Here is a 16457-nt window from a genome sequence, read left to right on the forward strand (position 1 = left end):
GAGTCCTAGTTTTGTCTCGAAATGGGGGTCGTGGAAGAGAATGTTACGCCACCGCATGCGCACCGCCGTCCGTTAAGCGGCCATGCTGGACAAAATGCCGGAATTGTCGCGATTCCCTTTCACCTTTTGTCTAATGAGACGTTCCGAGGCGGTGTGTAAGATGGAAGACATCCCGACATGAAGCTCGATCGGCGCAAAGTCCGCCAGAACGTGATGGGAATGAAACGCGCGACGTCGCAAAAGACGACGCAAACGTTTCACCTTGAGCCGGGCAACTTGGACTATCCGGTGCTCAATACCGCATACGCTAAGGTAGGCGTGTATAGTTGCTGCGACCGGCATGGGCGCGGATGCTCGGGCTCGGCGGGGCGCAGATCGTGTTCAACCCGTCGGCGACGGTCGCGGGTACTCGGAATATCTAACTGTGGAGCTGGAGCAGCCGGTTCATGCCGTGGCCAACGGCTACTACGTGGCGGCGATCAACCGGGCAAGGAGATGGCGCGCTTGCGCGTTTTGCGCATGAGGCTCGCCTCCCTCGGCCGCCCGGCGCGAATGACGAAAGGGGATGCTGCAATGGTGCTGACCGCGCAACCGGCGAAGCTGCGCAATTGGATCGGCGGCGACTGGGTCCACTCCAGCGTGTCGGTCTATGAGGAGGTTTACAATCCCGCCACGGGCGCGGCGATCGCGCAGGTGCCGCTGTCGACGGCGGAGGAGCTGGATGCGGCGGTGCGCGCGGCGTCGGAGGCGTTCGCGTCGTGGCGGAAGGTGGCGTCGCCCCGAAGGGCGCGCTATCTGTTCCGGTATCAGCAGCTGCTCACGGAGCACGCGGATGAACTCGCCCGGCTGATCACGACCGAGAACGGCAAAAGCCTGGAGGAAGCGATAGGGGAAGTGCAGCGCGGCATCGAATGCGTCGAATTCGCCGCCGGGGCGCCGACGCTCCTGATGGGCAGCCAGCTGCCGGACATCGCGACGGGGATCGAATCGGGCATGTACCGGTACCCGCTCGGAGTCGTGGCGGGCATCACGCCGTTTAATTTTCCGATGATGGTGCCGTGCTGGATGTTCCCGCTCGCGGTCGCCTGCGGCAACGCGTTCGTGCTCAAGCCGTCGGAGCGGACGCCGCTGCTCGTGAACCGGCTGGCGGAGCTGTTCGAGGCGGCGGGTTTCCCGCCGGGGGTGCTCAACGTCGTGCACGGCGCGCATGACGTCGTGAACGCGATGCTGCGGCACGAAGACGTGGAAGCGATTTCATTCGTAGGGTCGCAGCCGGTCGCGGAGTATGTGTACAAGACGGGGACGTCGCACGGGAAGCGGGTGCAGGCGCTCGCGGGCGCCAAGAACCATTCCATCGTGCTCGCGGATGCTGATCTGGATAATGCCGTCCGTAATATAACGTCTGCCGCGTTCGGTTCCGCCGGCGAGCGCTGCATGGCGTGCGCGGTCGTCGCGGTCGTGGAGGAGGTTGCCGACGAGCTCGTTGCACGGCTCGTCGAGGCGGCGGACGCGATCAGCATCGGCAACGGTCTGGACGACGGCGTGTTCCTCGGGCCGGTCATCCGGGAGGCGAACAAGGCGCGGACGTTCCGTTATATCGAACAGGGCGTGGCGGAGCAGGCGGAGCTTGCGCGGGATGGCCGGCTGGATGCGGCCGCGGCGGGGGACGGATACTTCGTCGGGCCGACGATCTTCGACCGGGTGAAGCCGGGGATGGCGATCTGGAACGACGAAATTTTCGCGCCGGTGCTCGCCGTCGTGCGGGTGAAGGACTTGGCGGAGGCGATCGCGGTCGCCAATCGGTCCGAATTCGCCAACGGGGCTTGTCTCTACACGGACAGCGCGAAGGCGATCCGCCTGTTCCGGGAGGAGATCGACGCGGGGATGCTCGGGGTCAATCTCGGGGTGCCGGCGCCGATGGCGTTTTTCCCGTTCTCGGGGTACAAGAAGTCGTTCTACGGCGATCTGCACGCGAACGGCCGCGACGGCGTCGAATTTTATACGCGCAAAAAAATGGTGACGGCCCGCTATTAACGGCTATGGAGAGGAGCTGATCCGCATGCTGGATTTGAACGGGATCGATACGCAGGAGATGAAGGAGAAGGATCGGCGGTATTTGTGGCACGGCATGTCGCCGTACAGCGAGCACGACCGCCCAATGATCGTCGCGAGCGCGCAAGGGGCGTGGATAACGGACAGCGAGGGCAATCGGTACTTGGACGCGATGTCCGGTCTCTGGTGCGTCAACGTCGGCTACGGCCGCCAGGAGCTGGCGGAAGCGGCTTACAAGCAGCTTGCGACGCTGCCGTATTATCCGCTGACGCAGAGCCATCTGCCCGCGATCGAGCTGGCGGAGAAGCTGAACGAATGGCTGGAAGACGACTACGTCGTCTTCTTCTCCAACAGCGGTTCGGAGGCGAACGAGGTCGCGTTCAAAATCGCCCGCCAATACCAGCAGCAGATCGGCGCGCACAACCGGTTCAAGTTCATCTCGCGCTACCGCGCGTACCACGGCAGCTCGCTCGGCGCGCTGTCGGCGACGGGCCAGTCGCAGCGCAAATACAAATACGAGCCGCTGACGAACGGCTTCCTGCACGTGGCGCCGCCGGACGGATACCGCCGCCCGGAAGGGATGAGCCTCGAGGCGTTTAACCGCCAATGCGCGGACGAGATCGAGCGGACCATCGTGTGGGAAGGCGCGGAGTCGGTGGCCGGCGTCATCATGGAGCCGGTCATTACCGGGGGCGGCGTTATCGTGCCGGAGCCGGCGTATTTGACGCGGGTGGAGGAGATCTGCCGCAAGCACGGCGTGCTTCTCATCATCGACGAGGTTATATGCGGCTTCGGGCGCTCGGGCATGAAGTTCGGGCACCACAACTTCGGTGTGAAGCCGGACATCGTGACGATGGCGAAGGGACTCACGAGCGGCTACCTGCCGTTGTCGGCGACCGCGGTGCGCAAGGACATCTACGACGCGTTCAAGGACCCCGAGCAGTACGGCCATCTGCGCCACGTGAACACCTTCGGCGGCAATCCGGCGGCGTGCGCGCTGGCGCTGGCGAATCTGCAGGTGATGGAGCGCGAAGGGCTCGTCGAGCGGAGCCGCGTGCTGGGCGAGCGGCTGCGCGCCGAATTCGACGAACTGCTGGCGCATCCGCTCGTCGGCGATATCCGCGGCTTCGGCTTCCTGTTCGGCGTCGAGCTAGTCGCGGATAAGACGACGAAGGCGCCGGCGGGCACGGACGTCGTGAAGCGGATTATCGGCGGCTGCAAGCGCGCGGGTCTGATCATCGGCAAGAACGGCGACACCGTCGCGGGCTTCAACAACGTGCTCACGTTCAGCCCGCCGCTCTCGTGCACGGACGAGGACGTCGATTTTATCGTGCAGACATTCAAGCAGGCGATGGGCGAGGTCGCGGGTTGAGGCGCGCGAATAGTGGCGTGGGAGCGACTATTGGCGGGTAGGTGGTCGTGAGGTGCGCGAAAAGTGACGTGGGAGCGACTATTGGTGAGTAGATGGTCGTGAGGCGAGCGAATAGTGGTGTGAGGCCGACTATTGGCGGGTAGGTGGTCGTAAGGTGCGCGAATAGTGGCGTGGGAGCGACTATTGGTGAGTAGATGGTCGTGAGGCGTGCGGATAGTGGTGTGGGAGCGACTATTGGCGGGTAGGTGGTCGTGAGGCGCGCGAATAGTGGCGTGGGAGCGACTATCGGTGGGTTGGCGGACGTGAGGCGTGCGAATAGTGGCGTGTAGTGTAGCTGTGTAGCCGACTATTGGCGAGATAGTAGGCGCGAAATACGCAATAGCGGCGGGTTTCTTTATTAATTTTCTCTGCTTACGGACGCACCGAACTAGCTCAAATAGCGCTTATAGAGCGTCGCGATTGGCCAGCCGGTGCAATCCACAGCCAGAAGCAGTTGCCTACGTAAGCGAGCGACCCGTCGCCCGGCGCTCAGGCATCAAGGCGCCCCTTTCTAATACCGCCCCGAACAACCCCAAGAGCCGGAGCCCTGCCAGCCCCGGCTTGCCGCGCCGGCTCGCTTACCCGCGCGCCGCTTTGCGCTCGGCGGCGGGAGCCGTGACCGGGCGGAGTTTATCCGGGTACAGCATCTGGTAAGCGCGCAGGGCGACCTGGATCGCGATCCGGTTCTCCGGCGCCATGTAGTGTTCGCCGAGGAGCTCGGCGATTTTGTCCAGCCGGTAATAGAGCGACTGCCGGACGATGAACAGCCGCTGGGCCGCCAGCTGCTTCGAGCCGTCGTGGTCGAGATACACCTTGAGCGTATGCAGCAGCTCGCTGCCTTTGCTTTGGTCATGGTCGATCAGCGGTCCTAGATTGCTGCGCACGAACTGCTGCAGCATCGATCCGTCGTTCAGCCGCAGCAGCAGCTGGAACACCCCGAGTTCGTCATAGAAGACGATCGGCTGCTTGCAGGTCGCGTGAAGCGCCAGCGCCTGCGCCGCTTCCTGGTAGCTGTGGCTCGCCAGGGCGAGCTGTTCGCAGGCGCCGCCGATGCCGGCGACGAGCTTCAGGTCCTTCAGCTTCTCGTCGGCGTGCAGGTCGCCGAGGGCGTCGAGCGCCTGGCGGAGCCGGATTTTGGACGGGAGCTTCGACTTCAGATCGAAGGCGAGCATGACGAGCCGGTTGTTCTTCATCGTCATAAGCGGCCGGAAGGCATGACGCTCGAAGGCGGAGCGGAGCAGCAGCGATAGATGCAGCCGGATCGACTCCCATTCCTGCTCGTTCATGCCGAGCGTCTCGTCATACAAATTATCGATTTCGATCAGACAGACTTGGAATCGGGATTCGCTCAGCTTCTTGTAATCGAGTCCGACCAGCACCCGCAGCTGCTTCTCGTCGCGCAACTCGCCGCCGAGCAGCTCCGCGATCCACCGGTTCTCGGCGAATAGCTTGCGCTCCTCCATATACCGGGTGCGCAGCAGCTCCTGCGCGATGGAGAGGGCGGCCGAGTCGAGCAGCAAGTATTCGAATTCCCCCGGCTGCCGCGGACAGATCATGAGCAGCGACGCCCAGGTCTGATCCAGCGCGCCGATGGGCTTGAGCACCCGATACTGGCCGTCTCGTTCCTCGACAAGCGGCGCGACGTCCGGTTTAACGGTCTCCGTCTCCGCCGCGCGGGCCGCGGTCTGCTCCAGCAGCGGCGCCTGTTCGTCCGGTCGCAGAGGAGGGAAACAGGTCGGCTTGCCGGCCAGCGGCCGATAGACGAGCTGCGCGCCGGTGCTCTGGTGCAGCAGCTTCAGGACGTTGAGCGTCCCTTGCGAGGCGAGCGTCAGCCGGTGAAACGCGCGGGAGAGCCGTTCGAGCTCCTGGAGCATGAGATGATGGCGGTTGATGATCGCGGAATGCAGGTCTTGCGTAATGTCGACGTAGCGCACGGTGCGCGGGAATACGATGAGCGGGAAAGCATGCCGGTCGGCGAGTTCCATCAGCTCGCGGGGCGCCTCGGGAAACTTCGGCCCGAGCTCGATGCACAGACAGGCGGCTTTGCGCCCGATCAGTCCGCGCATGAAGGCGAGCGGGGAATCGGCTTTCTCCGCGAACCCCATGCCGGTCGTCAAAATCATCTCTTCCCCGTGGATGAGCGTCTCGAAGTTCGTAATTTCGAGAATGTGCACCCAGCGGATCCGCCGGTGCAGGCCGGCGGCCCCCGCCGCGAGCCGCGCGCCCTCGAACAGCGGCCGTTTCAGCGCCTCTCCGACCGTTAAGCTGCGTTCCGTCTCCATAAAGCAATCCCTCGCTTTCCGCAATTTGATGGCAGAAAAGATACGGTTCCTTTTTGACAGGATGTCTAGTGAATCCGAATCGGATCCTCGATATAGTTGGATTTGTTAAGTAATGTAACATATCGGAAGTGAAAAACGTGTCGAAATAGCGAATTTTTGAAAATTTATCTGAATCACTGCTTGATTTACCAGAAAAAATGTTATTAATGTTATATTATCTGACACAAACGGGGTGAAGAAGCGAAATGTTGCCCTTAATCGTAAATGCGGAACGCATTACGTCCCGTATCGACCGACTAGCCCAAATCGGCAAAATCAGCGAAATCGGCGTTTGCCGCTTGGCGCTCTCGAAAGAAGATTTGGAGGCGGTGCTCGTCGTGAAAGGCTGGATGGAGGAAGCGGGTCTCGAGGCTCGGATCGACGCGTTCGGCAATTTGATCGGTCGGTTAGAAGGCGCCGATCCGCACGCGCCGGCCGTCATGATGGGCTCGCACATCGACACGCAGCCGTACGCGGGACGCTTCGATGGCATTATCGGCGTCATCGGCGCGATCGAAGCGGTGCAGACGATGAAGGAGCAGGGCATCGCGCCCGCCGTGCCGATCGAGGTGGCTTCGTTCTGCGACGAGGAGGGGTGCCGGTTCAACAAAGGCTTGTTCGGCGTCCGGGGGCTGCTCGGCCAATTGGAGGAAGGCGAGCTTTCGCGGGCGGACAAAGACGGGGTCACCCGGCTGGAGGCGCTCGAGGCGTTCGGCGGCGATCCGGCCCGATTCGCGGAGTCGGTCTATCCGCCGGGCCGGGTCGGTTCCTTCCTGGAACTGCATATCGAGCAGGGACCCGTGCTGGAATCGCTGGACAGTCCGGTCGGGCTCGTCACCGGGATATCCGGGCCGCTCTGGTGGACGGTCGATCTCTACGGCTTCGCGGGGCATGCCGGTTCCGTGCCGATGACGCTAAGACGGGATGCGCTGGCGGGCGCGGCGAGGATCATCAGCGGGCTGCAAACGATCGCCGCGCGCGATCCCGAAGCGCCGACGGTCGGCACGGTCGGTTCGCTGCAGGTGTTTCCGGATTCGCGGAACATCATCCCCGAGCACGTCCGGTTCACGGTCGATCTGCGGGATATCGATCTCGCCCGGCGCGACCGGCTGGAGGCGGAGCTGCGCGCTTTAATCGAAGAAGCGGCGTCCGCGAACGGGCTGACGTATGCGATCCGCGAGGACACGAACAGCGAGCCGCGATATTGCGCGGAACGGATTATGGACGCGATCCGCGCGTCGGCCGCCGATCTCGGCGCGGCGCTGCCCGAGCTGATGAGCGGGCCGTTCCATGATTCGCTCGCGATGTCGCGATACTGCGAGTACGGGATGATTTTCGTCCGGTGCAAGGACGGGATCAGCCACAATCCGAAGGAATTCTCGACGCAGGCGGACATTGCGCTCGGCTGCGAGCTATTGTACCGGACGGCGCTTCGGCTGTGCGCGGCGGGTGCTCCGGCGCCGGCGGAGCCGGCATAGGCATCTATTCGCCACGGCGAATCCGAAGGCGGAGCCGCTCTCCATCGACGTCGCCGAATCGAAAGCATGCGCAAATTCCGGATTCGCCGGCATAAAGCCAGTCCACTCTTGCATACATGAAAGCATAGCCTTGGGAGGGATGAGAGATGGAGCAACGTTCACCGCTTCGCATGCTGGCGCCCGAGCTGCTCGCGCGCAATTTCGCGGAAGCCGAGCCGGGCCTTACGCGCAAGGCGGCGGTCGAGGAATCGAACCGTTGTCTGTACTGCTATGACGCGCCTTGTATTCAAGCTTGTCCGACCGGCATCAACATCCCGTCTTTCATCAAGCGAATCGCGACCGACAATCTGAAGGGCGCGGCGACGACGATCATGGACGCGAACCCGGTCGGCGCCAGCTGCTCGCGCGTCTGCCCGACGGAAATTCTATGCGAAGGCGCATGCGTCCTGAATGACGCCTCCGAGCCGATCATGATCGGCAAGCTGCAGCGCTACGCGACGGACTGGGCGATCGCGGACGGACGCCCGCTCTTCAAGGCCGGCGCGCCGAACGGACGCCGCGTAGCGGTCATCGGCGGCGGTCCGGCCGGCCTATCCGCCGCCCGGGAGCTGGCGCGGGACGGCTTCGCGGTGACGATCTACGAAGCGAAGCCGCTCGCGGGCGGCCTCGACACGCACGGCATCGTCTCGTTTCGGCTGCCGCAGCCGATCTCGCTCTGGGAGGTCGAGCAGGTGGAGAAGCTCGGCGTCTACATTCGCACCGGCGTGAAGGTCGGCGACGACGTCCCGGCGGAGCTGTTGCTGGACAGCTACGACGCGATCGTGCTAGCGGCGGGAATGGGCGACGTGCCGCCGCTTGGCATCGAAGGCGAGGAGCTGGACGGCGTGTATGACGCGATTCATCTCGTAGAGTCGACCAAGACCGCCGACCAGCCGCAGCCGGCCTTCGAAGGCGCGCGCGTGGCGGTGATCGGGGCGGGCAACACGGCGATCGACGCGGCGACTTGTTCCGTACGGCTCGGGGCCGAGAACGTGCGCATCGTCTACCGGCGGACGCGGGCGGAGATGACGGCGTACGACTTCGAGTTCGAGTTCGCCAAGCAGGACGGCGTCGAGTTCGGCTGGCTGACGGCGCCGGTACGGATCATCGGCGACGAGCAGGGCAGAGTGTCGGCGCTTGAGTGCGTGCGGATGCGGCTGTCTGAGCCGGGCGCCGACGGGCGGCGCGCGCCGGTGCCGATCGAAGGCTCCGAATTCCGGATGCCGGTGGACGCGGTCGTGACGGCGATCGGACAGAAGCGCCGGGTCGCGCTCATCGACCAGCTCGGACTTGCGCACGACCGCGGCGTCGTCCGGATCGATCCCGACACGCATGTCACGTCCAATCCGAAGGTATATGCGGCGGGAGATATCGTGTTCGGCGCGGGCCAAGGCGAAGCGATGGTCGTCTCGGCGGCCGAGCAGGGCAAGCGGTCGGCGCGCGCGATCAGCCGGCATTTCGCGGAGCTGCCGCGCGCGGAATCGGGGGCGGCGCCCGCGGCGCAGGGCGAAGACGAGCAGGGCAAAGTGGCGATGTGACGGCATTTTGCGGAAATTATACCGGCGGGGAAGCGGCGCTCAGGGCGCAAGTCGAGGACGAACAGGGCAAAGCGGCGGTACGACGGTCGCGGCGCTTATGGCCCGCGCGAGGTTGGGCCGCCAATAAGTGATTGGACACCGCAGGCCGCTAAGACACCTGAACGGTTGGAGACTCAACGTCGTTTACCCGCCCGTCGCCTTTACTCCGGCCGCCGGATATTGAACGGAGTTAAGTCTGGCTATTCGGCGGCAGCGGATAGGCATTTCCTTTTGGTACTCCACAACTAACGGGCGAAAGGGTTGGTCGCATGGCAGACTTACGCATTAACCTGGCGGGCATCGAGTCGCCGAATCCGTTCTGGCTGGCGTCGGCCCCGCCGACGAACACCGGCTACCAGGTGCAGCGCGCCTTCGAGGCCGGCTGGGGCGGCGCCGTCTGGAAGACGCTCGGCGAGCCGATCATCAACACGTCCGCGCGGTTCGCGGCCGTCCATTATAACGGGCAGCGCGTCGCGGGGTTCAACAATATCGAGCTGATCACCGACCGGCCGCTCGAGGTGAATCTGAAGGAGATCTACGAGACGAAGAAACGTTTCCCCAAGCATGCGCTCGTCGCCTCCCTCATGGTCGAGCCGAAGCGGGAGAAGTGGCACGAGATCGTCAAGCGGGTCGAGGACGTAGGCGTCGACGGGCTGGAGCTGAACTTCGGCTGTCCGCACGGGATGGCCGAGCGCGGCATGGGCGCGGCATCGGGACAGCAGCCGGATCTCGTCGAGATGCAGACGATGTGGGCGAAGGAAGCGGCGAAGACGCCGGTCATCGTCAAGCTGACGCCGAACATCACGGATATCACGGTGACTGCTCGGCATGCGGTCATGGGCGGGGCGGACGCGATCAGCCTGATCAACACGATCAACTCGCTGGCCGGCGTCGACATCCACTCTTGGCAGACGATTCCTCATGTGGCAGGCAAAGGGGCTCACGGCGGCTACTGCGGTCCGGCCGTCAAACCGATCGCGCTCAACATGGTCGCCGAGTGCGCGCGCAATCCGCAGGTCGGCGTCCCGATCTCCGGCATCGGCGGCATCTCGACGTGGCAGGACGCGGTGGAGTTCATGCTGATGGGCGCGACGGGCGTCCAAATTTGTACGGCGGCCATGCACCACGGCTTCCGCATCGTGGAAGAGATGATCGACGGACTGAACAACTATCTCGACGACAAAGGGATCGCCTCCGTCGAGGAGCTGATCGGCAAATCGGTCCCGCGTTACTCCAACTGGGGCGATCTCGACCTCAACTACCGCGTCGTGGCGCGCATCAACACCGAGACGTGCATCAACTGCAACAAATGCCATATCGCCTGCGAGGATACGTCGCATCAATGCATCGACATGCTGAACGGGGACGGCGGCAAGTACCTGCAGGTGCGGGAGGAAGATTGCGTCGGCTGTAACCTATGCTCGATCGTCTGCCCGGTCGACGGCGCGATCGAGATGGCGGAGGCGGCTCCGGCGGGGGCGCCGATGAGTTGGAACGACAGGCAGCGTACACTGGCGAAGTTGAACGCCGGGACGGCCGAAATGGAGGCGGTGTAGACGATGAAGAAGCTGATCAAGAACGGCACGATCGTGACGGCGGCCGATACATATGTCGCCAATATTCTCGTGGACCATGGCGTTATCGCGCAAATTGGCACGGATCTCGCCGCGCCAGCGGACGCGGAGGTCGTGGACGCGTCCGGCCATTACGTGTTCCCGGGCGGCGTCGATCCCCACACGCATCTGGATATGCCGTTCGGCGGCACGGTGACGGCGGATGATTTCGAGAGCGGCACGATCGCGGCGGCGTTCGGCGGGACGACGAGCATCATCGATTTCTGTCTCACCAGCAAAGGCGCGCCGCTGCGCGATGCGGTGGCGACCTGGCACGCCAAGGCCAAGGGCAAGGCGGTCATCGACTACGGTTTTCACCTCATGGTCGGCGAAGTGAACGACGAGGTGCTGCGGGAGCTGCCGCAAATCATCGACGAGGAAGGCATTACGTCGCTGAAGGTGTTCATGGCGTACAAGAACGTGTTCCAAGCCGACGACGGCACGCTGCTCCGCACGCTGCAGCTGGCCCGCCAGGAAGGCGCGCTCGTCATGGTGCACGCGGAGAACGGCGATGTCATCGCCTACCTGATCGACAAAGCGCTCGAGGAAGGCAACACCGATCCGATCTACCACGCCCTGACGCGGCCGTCCGTGCTGGAGGGCGAGGCGACGGGCCGGGCGGTCAACCTGACGGAGCTGGCCGATTCGCAGCTGTACGTCGTGCACGTGACGTGCGCGGAGGCGGTGGAGAAGATCGCGGACGCCCGGCGCAAAGGTCTGCGCGTCTACGGCGAGACGTGTCCGCAATACCTGACGCTCGACGTGTCGTATTTGGAGAAGCCGGATTTCGAGGGGGCCAAATACGTCTGGTCGCCGCCGCTGCGGGAGAAGTCTCACCAGGGCGTGCTGTGGGATGCGCTGTGGAACGGCTCGCTGCAGACGATTGGATCGGACCAATGTTCGTTCGATTTCAAAGGACAGAAGGAGCTCGGCCGCGGCAATTTCTCCAAAATCCCGAACGGCGGGCCGACGATCGAAGACCGGTTCAGCCTCCTCTACTCGGAGGGCGTCGCGAAAGGACGGCTGTCGCTGAACAAGTTCGTGGACGTCGTCTCGACGTCGAGCGCGAAGCTGTTCGGCCTGTTCCCGCGGAAAGGGACGATCGCGGTGGGCAGCGACGCGGACATCGTCATTTTTGACCCGCACGCCCAGCGGACGCTATCGGCGGCGACCCACCACATGCGCGTCGACTACAATGCGTTCGAGGGGATGGACGTCGCCGGGGAGCCGGTATCGGTGCTCGTGCGGGGCGAGTTCGTCATCCGCGACAAGCAGTTCGTCGGCACGCCGGGCAGCGGCGAATATTTGCGGCGGAAGCGGTTTGGGCAGCATGCGGCGAAGCCGGAGCAAGCGTCGGCCGAAGCGGCGGGGAGCGCGCAGCCATGAGCCATTACGCGGAGGTGCTGAAGGAGCAGCGGGCGATCGACGCGCTGCTGGCGGATGGGTATCGGATTACGCGGATCAGCGAGGACATGGACGGCTCGGCGGTATCGTTCGCCAAAGCGGCGCCGTCCGGCGAACGGGCCGAGCTGCAGCTGTTGACGGCGGATGCGCGGAAGTATGTGGTGACGCTGCTTTTTACGCGGATGCGGGCGGGGGAGTCGGCGAAGGCTTCGAGGCAGGAAGATGGCTCGGGGGCAGGGCAGACGTTGGCCGTGCCCAGTTCGCCGAACGGCTCTCATCTCGCGAAGACAGTTGCAGATGCGAATTCGCCGAATAGCTCGTGTCAAAACAAGACGGAGGCGGATGCCGGCGAGACGGACCATCTGCCCGAGCGGCCGGCGGAGAGCTCCGCGTGACAAAGATGACGGAAGCCAAGTGGCCATGTCAAGCATAGGAGGGCGGCGTTGGAGAGGACTGCATGATGTCGTACCGGAAGAAACAAGGGAGAGGGCACTGGCGACAGTGCTCTTTTGGCGTTCGCGGCGAGAGGTTTGCGATCAAGCCCCGCGCAATGCAGGGGCATCTCAAAGAAAGAAGGGGAGTCGGATAATCGGTCGCGAACCAGTTTGGATTCGGTAGCGAATCTACAAGTCGCTAATGCCACCGCACCCGTATCTGTACCTATTAGTGACCTAGAAGTCATTATCGCCACTCGCCGCTCCGTGTCGGCTCTCGATAGTGACCTACAAGTCGCTATCGCCACTCGCCGACTCGTGTCTGTACTCAATAGTGATCTGCGAGTTACTATCACCGCACGCCGACTCGTGTCGGCACCTAATAGCGATCTACAAGTCACTATCGCCGCTCGCCGAACCGAATTCGGACTCGCGCGTGGTCCGCGCGTCACTATCGACCTACCGTGACGTCCCTGTGGGAGCCGCAAGTCACGGCCCATCCGTCATTAGACATCGGACGTCTGAACATAGATATCGGACATCGGACATCAGACATCTGAGAATCCGACACCAATTTCTCCGCCCAAAGTCCTCGTCGCAAATACGCCTCAATCACCCACGGTTACAGGCTTTTGACCCTTGCCAATCGCCCCAAGGTAGGCAAACTTCAGGTTACCTTAATTTTCCCCACCTTAAGAAATTAAACCTCTTCCCTTAAACTTGTCGCATTGTAAGGGTTATCATATCCGCGTCATAATAAGAACATAAATCAACCAAGGGGGATTACAAAGGTGATTAAACAATCCAACCTCATCAAACTGGTTTTGGCTGGCGTGCTGGCGGCAAGCTTGACGGCTTGTGGAAGCGGCAACAACGGTGGCAATAACGCGAATAGCGGCGGCGAGACCGACGCGGGCAAGAACAACGCGGCAACGACGAACAACGGCGGCACGAACGCGCCGGCCGAAGAGCCGAAGAAAGAGAACGTGACGATCACGTTCCAAAATATCTATCCGGATCCGACCGATCCGAAGAACGGCATGCTGAAGAAAATCGTCGCCGACTACGAGAAGGCGAATCCGCACGTGAAAATCGAGCTCGACTCGCTGAACACGGACCAACAGAAGCTGAAGTTGAAGACGCAAGCGGCGTCCAAAGAAGTACCGGACATCACGATCGTCAACCCGGCCGCGCAAATGCAGCCGTTCGTAGAAGCGAACCTGTTCGCGCCATTGAACGACATGGTCGAGCAAAACGGCCTGAAGGACACGTTCCAAGAAGGCATCCTCGACTGGTACACGTTCGACAACAATCTGTACGCGCTGCCGGACGGCAACAACATCGGCCTCGTGTACTACAACAAAGAGCTGTTCGAGCAAGGCGGCGTGAAAGTGCCGACGACGTTCGAAGAGATGGTCGACGTGGTTAAAGCGCTCAAAGCGAAAGGCATCCAGCCAATGGCGATCGGCGAGAAAGACTCCTGGACGGGTTCGTTCCTGTTCATGAACGTCCTGCTCCGCACGAACGGCCCGGGCTTCCTGAAAGACGTTGCAGCCGGCACGAAAACGTTCGAAGATCCGGCATTCGTCGAAGCGGTAGAAGCGTTCCAGAACCTTGTGCAAGCGGGCGCGTTCCAAGAAGGCGCGACGAGCTTCGACTACAACGCGGGCGAGAACCTGTTCAAGACGGGCAAAGCGGCGATGTACTACATGGGCAGCTGGGCAACGGGCGGCATCGAGACGTCGTCGGTTAACGGCAAAGTCGGCGTATTCAAATTCCCGACGGTTGGCGGCAAAGGCAACCCGAACGAGTTTATGCTCGCGCCGGGCTCCGCGTTCGCGATCTCCGCGAACAGCAAGCACCTGCAAGAGACGAAGGACTTCCTGAACTACTTCATGCTGAACTTCCCGAAAGAAGCGTTCGCGGTGAAGGGCGCGGTAGGTCTGGCTCAAAAGGTAGAAGGCGACTTCAAAGCAGCCGGCTACTCCGACATGGCGATGGAAGTACTGGGTCTGTTCAAAGAAGTGCAAGGCGGCGACCTGAGCTTCGACAACACGATGAACCCGGGCACGTCCCAAGGCCATCTGACGAGCATCCAAAACCTGTTCGTGCAGAAGAAAGACTCCGCGGAAGTGGCGAAAGAGCACCAAGCGGCGTTCGAATCCAACAAATAAGCCATACCTAAATAGAGACAAAGTTTGAGGGTGCAAGGGGTCTGCCGTTAGCTGCAGGGACGGCCCCCTGCGCCCTCATTCCATTATTGGTTAGGAGATGATTCCATGAACGTCTTGCGGGTGTCCAAATGGACGATTGCCGCTTTTGTGCTGCCGTGTCTGATCGTATACGTCGGCCTGGTATTCATTCCGGTCCTCGTCTCGATGTACAGCGGTCTGCTGGATTGGAACGGCATCGGCACCTCGAAGTTTGTCGGCTTGGACAACTTCAAGACGCTGCTGTTCGATGATCCGGTATTCTGGCCGTCGGTACGCAGAACGCTGATGTTCGCCGTATTCTCCATGGCGGAGATTCCGGTCGCGCTGTTCGTCGCCATTTTGCTCAATCGTTTCGTCAAGAAACCGAATTTCTTCGTATCGGCGTACTTCATGCCGGTCATTCTCTCGGTCGTTATTATCGGCCAACTGTGGAAAACGATCTATAATCCGGCCGCCATGGGCGGCATGCTCAACCAAGTGCTTGAGCAAATCGGCCTCTCCAGCTGGACGCATTCCTGGTTGACGGAGCCGAATATCGCGATGTACTCGCTCTATTTCGTCGCATTATGGCAATACCTTGGCTACCATACGCTGATCCAGTTTACGGGCATCCAGAACATTTCCGCCGATATTTACGAAGCGGCGAAGATTGACGGAGCCGAAGGGCTGAAGGCGGACTGGTATATTACCTTCCCGATGAATATTCCGATTTTCAAAATATCGATCGTCCTCGCGTTTATCGGCTCGCTTCAAGCGTTCGACATGGTCATGGTCATGACCGCCGGCGGACCGGCTCACGCGACAGACGTCATCTCGACCCATATGTACAACATGTCCTTCTTGTCCATGAAATACGGGTACGGCAGCTCGATTGCCACCTTCCTGGTCGCGCTTTGCTTGCTCGCCACCGTGGTCATCAACTTCATCTTTAATCGCCTGGAACGCAAATACACGTAAGGAAGGGAGGAGTCCGGTCATGAGTCAAACCATACCCGTCGCCGGCGTAAAGCCCGTTGCACAGAGAGGGAAGCAGATGTTCCCGCTGGCGAAAATCATCGTGTTCATTCTGCTTGGCATTCTGCTCGTCACCCAGCTGTATCCGCTCCTCTGGCTGCTTATATACTCGCTGAAGAACAACGAGGAGATTCTCTCCGGCAGCTTCTTCTCGCTGCCAAGCAAGCTGATGTGGAGCAACTACACGGACGCGATCGCATCCGGCAACTACTTCAAATATCTGCTGAACAGCTTAATCACGACGACCAGCACGATGGTGCTCGTCCTGCTGTTGTCCTCCCTGGTATCGTTCGCGATCAGCCGCTTCCGTTGGAAATACGGCCAGCTCGTCATGGTGCTGTTCCTGATCGGGATGATGATCCCGATGCAAGCGACGCTGCTGCCGCTGATGCTTATTTTCAAAGAGATGAAAATCCTCAACACGCTCTGGTCGCTCATCCTGCCGTACGTCGCGTTCCAGACGCCGATCGCGGTATTCATCATGAGCGGCTTCATGAAGTCGATCCCGCACGAGATCGAGGAGTCGGCGGTCGTCGACGGCGCGAACGTGCTGCGCATCTTCTGGAGCGTCATCATTCCGGTGTCGATCCCGCCGATGATGACCGTGTGCATCTTGACGTTCATCAACATTTGGAACGAGTACATTTTGGCCGCGACGTTCATCTCGAAGGAAGCGCTCAAGACGCTGCCGTTCGGCGTGAACAGCTTCGTCAGCCAGTACTCGGTCAACTACGGGGCGATCGGCGCTTACCTGGTGCTCGGGGCGCTGCCGGTTATCGTCATCTACTTCCTGCTTGCGGACAAAATTACCAAGGGCATGGTGGCCGGCGCGGTCAAAGGTTAAGGCCTTCGGCAAACGCCGCTGTGCTACAATAGAGTCATCGATGAAGATGGCGAGAGC

At 61.6% G+C, this 16457-nt stretch carries 11 protein-coding genes and 1 pseudogene; 11 read left to right on the plus strand and 1 reads right to left on the minus strand.

Going from position 1 to position 16457, the window contains the following annotated elements; all coding sequences use genetic code 11:
* Positions 1-264: 264 nt before the first annotated feature.
* The 3 genes and pseudogenes from BCM02_RS12320 to BCM02_RS12330 all read left to right on the plus strand — a co-directional run.
* Positions 265-487: pseudogene (locus tag BCM02_RS12320) on the plus strand (nitrilase-related carbon-nitrogen hydrolase); the annotation flags it as partial.
* A gap of 86 nt (positions 488-573) precedes the next feature.
* Positions 574-2034 carry a CoA-acylating methylmalonate-semialdehyde dehydrogenase gene (locus BCM02_RS12325; protein ID WP_148929698.1) on the plus strand — a complete coding sequence of 487 codons (1461 nt, stop codon included), beginning with the start codon at positions 574-576 and terminating at the stop codon, positions 2032-2034.
* A gap of 25 nt (positions 2035-2059) precedes the next feature.
* Positions 2060-3424 (plus strand): aspartate aminotransferase family protein, encoded by a 1365-nt coding sequence (locus BCM02_RS12330; protein ID WP_148929401.1) that lies wholly within the window; start codon positions 2060-2062, stop codon positions 3422-3424.
* 617 nt (positions 3425-4041) lie between these two features.
* Here BCM02_RS12330 and BCM02_RS12335 read toward each other — a convergent pair.
* Positions 4042-5745, minus strand: coding sequence for a PucR family transcriptional regulator ligand-binding domain-containing protein (locus tag BCM02_RS12335; RefSeq protein ID WP_148929402.1), 1704 nt, complete (start codon positions 5743-5745; stop codon positions 4042-4044).
* A 245-nt stretch (positions 5746-5990) separates the two neighbouring features.
* On the opposite strand from BCM02_RS12335, the gene BCM02_RS12340 reads away from it, so the two are divergent.
* The 8 genes from BCM02_RS12340 to BCM02_RS12375 all read left to right on the plus strand — a co-directional run bounded on the left by BCM02_RS12340 (position 5991) and on the right by BCM02_RS12375 (position 16400).
* On the plus strand, positions 5991-7262 hold the full coding sequence (locus BCM02_RS12340) for a Zn-dependent hydrolase (protein WP_148929403.1): 1272 nt from the start codon (positions 5991-5993) through the stop codon (positions 7260-7262).
* 146 nt (positions 7263-7408) lie between these two features.
* A complete protein-coding gene (locus tag BCM02_RS12345; protein ID WP_246183347.1) occupies positions 7409-8839 on the plus strand; it encodes an NAD(P)-dependent oxidoreductase in 1431 nt (476 codons plus the stop codon).
* Between the two features lie 308 nt (positions 8840-9147).
* Positions 9148-10434 (plus strand): NAD-dependent dihydropyrimidine dehydrogenase subunit PreA, encoded by a 1287-nt coding sequence (gene preA / locus BCM02_RS12350; protein WP_148929404.1) that lies wholly within the window; start codon positions 9148-9150, stop codon positions 10432-10434.
* Positions 10435-10437: 3 nt separating this feature from the next.
* Positions 10438-11877: a dihydropyrimidinase gene (gene hydA / locus BCM02_RS12355; protein ID WP_148929405.1), complete on the plus strand. Its 1440-nt coding sequence runs from the start codon at positions 10438-10440 to the stop codon at positions 11875-11877.
* Complete coding sequence (locus tag BCM02_RS12360) at positions 11874-12290, plus strand: hypothetical protein (RefSeq protein ID WP_148929406.1); 417 nt, start codon at positions 11874-11876, stop codon at positions 12288-12290. The genes hydA and BCM02_RS12360 overlap by 4 nt, the downstream gene beginning before the upstream one ends.
* 830 nt (positions 12291-13120) lie before the next feature.
* Complete coding sequence (locus BCM02_RS12365) at positions 13121-14503, plus strand: extracellular solute-binding protein (protein ID WP_187434175.1); 1383 nt, start codon at positions 13121-13123, stop codon at positions 14501-14503.
* Positions 14504-14608: 105 nt separating this feature from the next.
* Positions 14609-15499, plus strand: a complete 891-nt coding sequence (locus BCM02_RS12370) for a carbohydrate ABC transporter permease (RefSeq protein ID WP_148929407.1) — start codon at positions 14609-14611, stop codon at positions 15497-15499.
* Between the two features lie 76 nt (positions 15500-15575).
* Entirely contained in the window at positions 15576-16400 is an 825-nt protein-coding gene (locus tag BCM02_RS12375) for a carbohydrate ABC transporter permease (RefSeq protein WP_246183365.1), read from the plus strand.
* Positions 16401-16457: the final 57 nt, after the last annotated feature.

Source organism: Paenibacillus methanolicus (assembly GCF_008124765.1).
In the GTDB taxonomy this organism is placed as follows: Bacteria; Bacillota; Bacilli; order Paenibacillales; family Paenibacillaceae; genus Paenibacillus_Z; species Paenibacillus_Z methanolicus.

What these genes read in the sequence shown, in the direction of transcription:
- BCM02_RS12325 (WP_148929698.1), top strand. Translation starts at nt 574, where the DNA reads ATGGTGCTGACCGCGCAACCGGCGAAGCTGCGCAATTGGATCGGCGGC.
- BCM02_RS12330 (WP_148929401.1), top strand. Translation starts at nt 2,060, where the DNA reads ATGCTGGATTTGAACGGGATCGATACGCAGGAGATGAAGGAGAAGGAT.
- BCM02_RS12335 (WP_148929402.1), bottom strand. Translation starts at nt 5,745, where the DNA reads ATGGAGACGGAACGCAGCTTAACGGTCGGAGAGGCGCTGAAACGGCCG.
- BCM02_RS12340 (WP_148929403.1), top strand. Translation starts at nt 5,991, where the DNA reads ATGTTGCCCTTAATCGTAAATGCGGAACGCATTACGTCCCGTATCGAC.
- BCM02_RS12345 (WP_246183347.1), top strand. Translation starts at nt 7,409, where the DNA reads ATGGAGCAACGTTCACCGCTTCGCATGCTGGCGCCCGAGCTGCTCGCG.
- preA (WP_148929404.1), top strand. Translation starts at nt 9,148, where the DNA reads ATGGCAGACTTACGCATTAACCTGGCGGGCATCGAGTCGCCGAATCCG.
- hydA (WP_148929405.1), top strand. Translation starts at nt 10,438, where the DNA reads ATGAAGAAGCTGATCAAGAACGGCACGATCGTGACGGCGGCCGATACA.
- BCM02_RS12360 (WP_148929406.1), top strand. Translation starts at nt 11,874, where the DNA reads ATGAGCCATTACGCGGAGGTGCTGAAGGAGCAGCGGGCGATCGACGCG.
- BCM02_RS12370 (WP_148929407.1), top strand. Translation starts at nt 14,609, where the DNA reads ATGAACGTCTTGCGGGTGTCCAAATGGACGATTGCCGCTTTTGTGCTG.
- BCM02_RS12375 (WP_246183365.1), top strand. Translation starts at nt 15,576, where the DNA reads ATGTTCCCGCTGGCGAAAATCATCGTGTTCATTCTGCTTGGCATTCTG.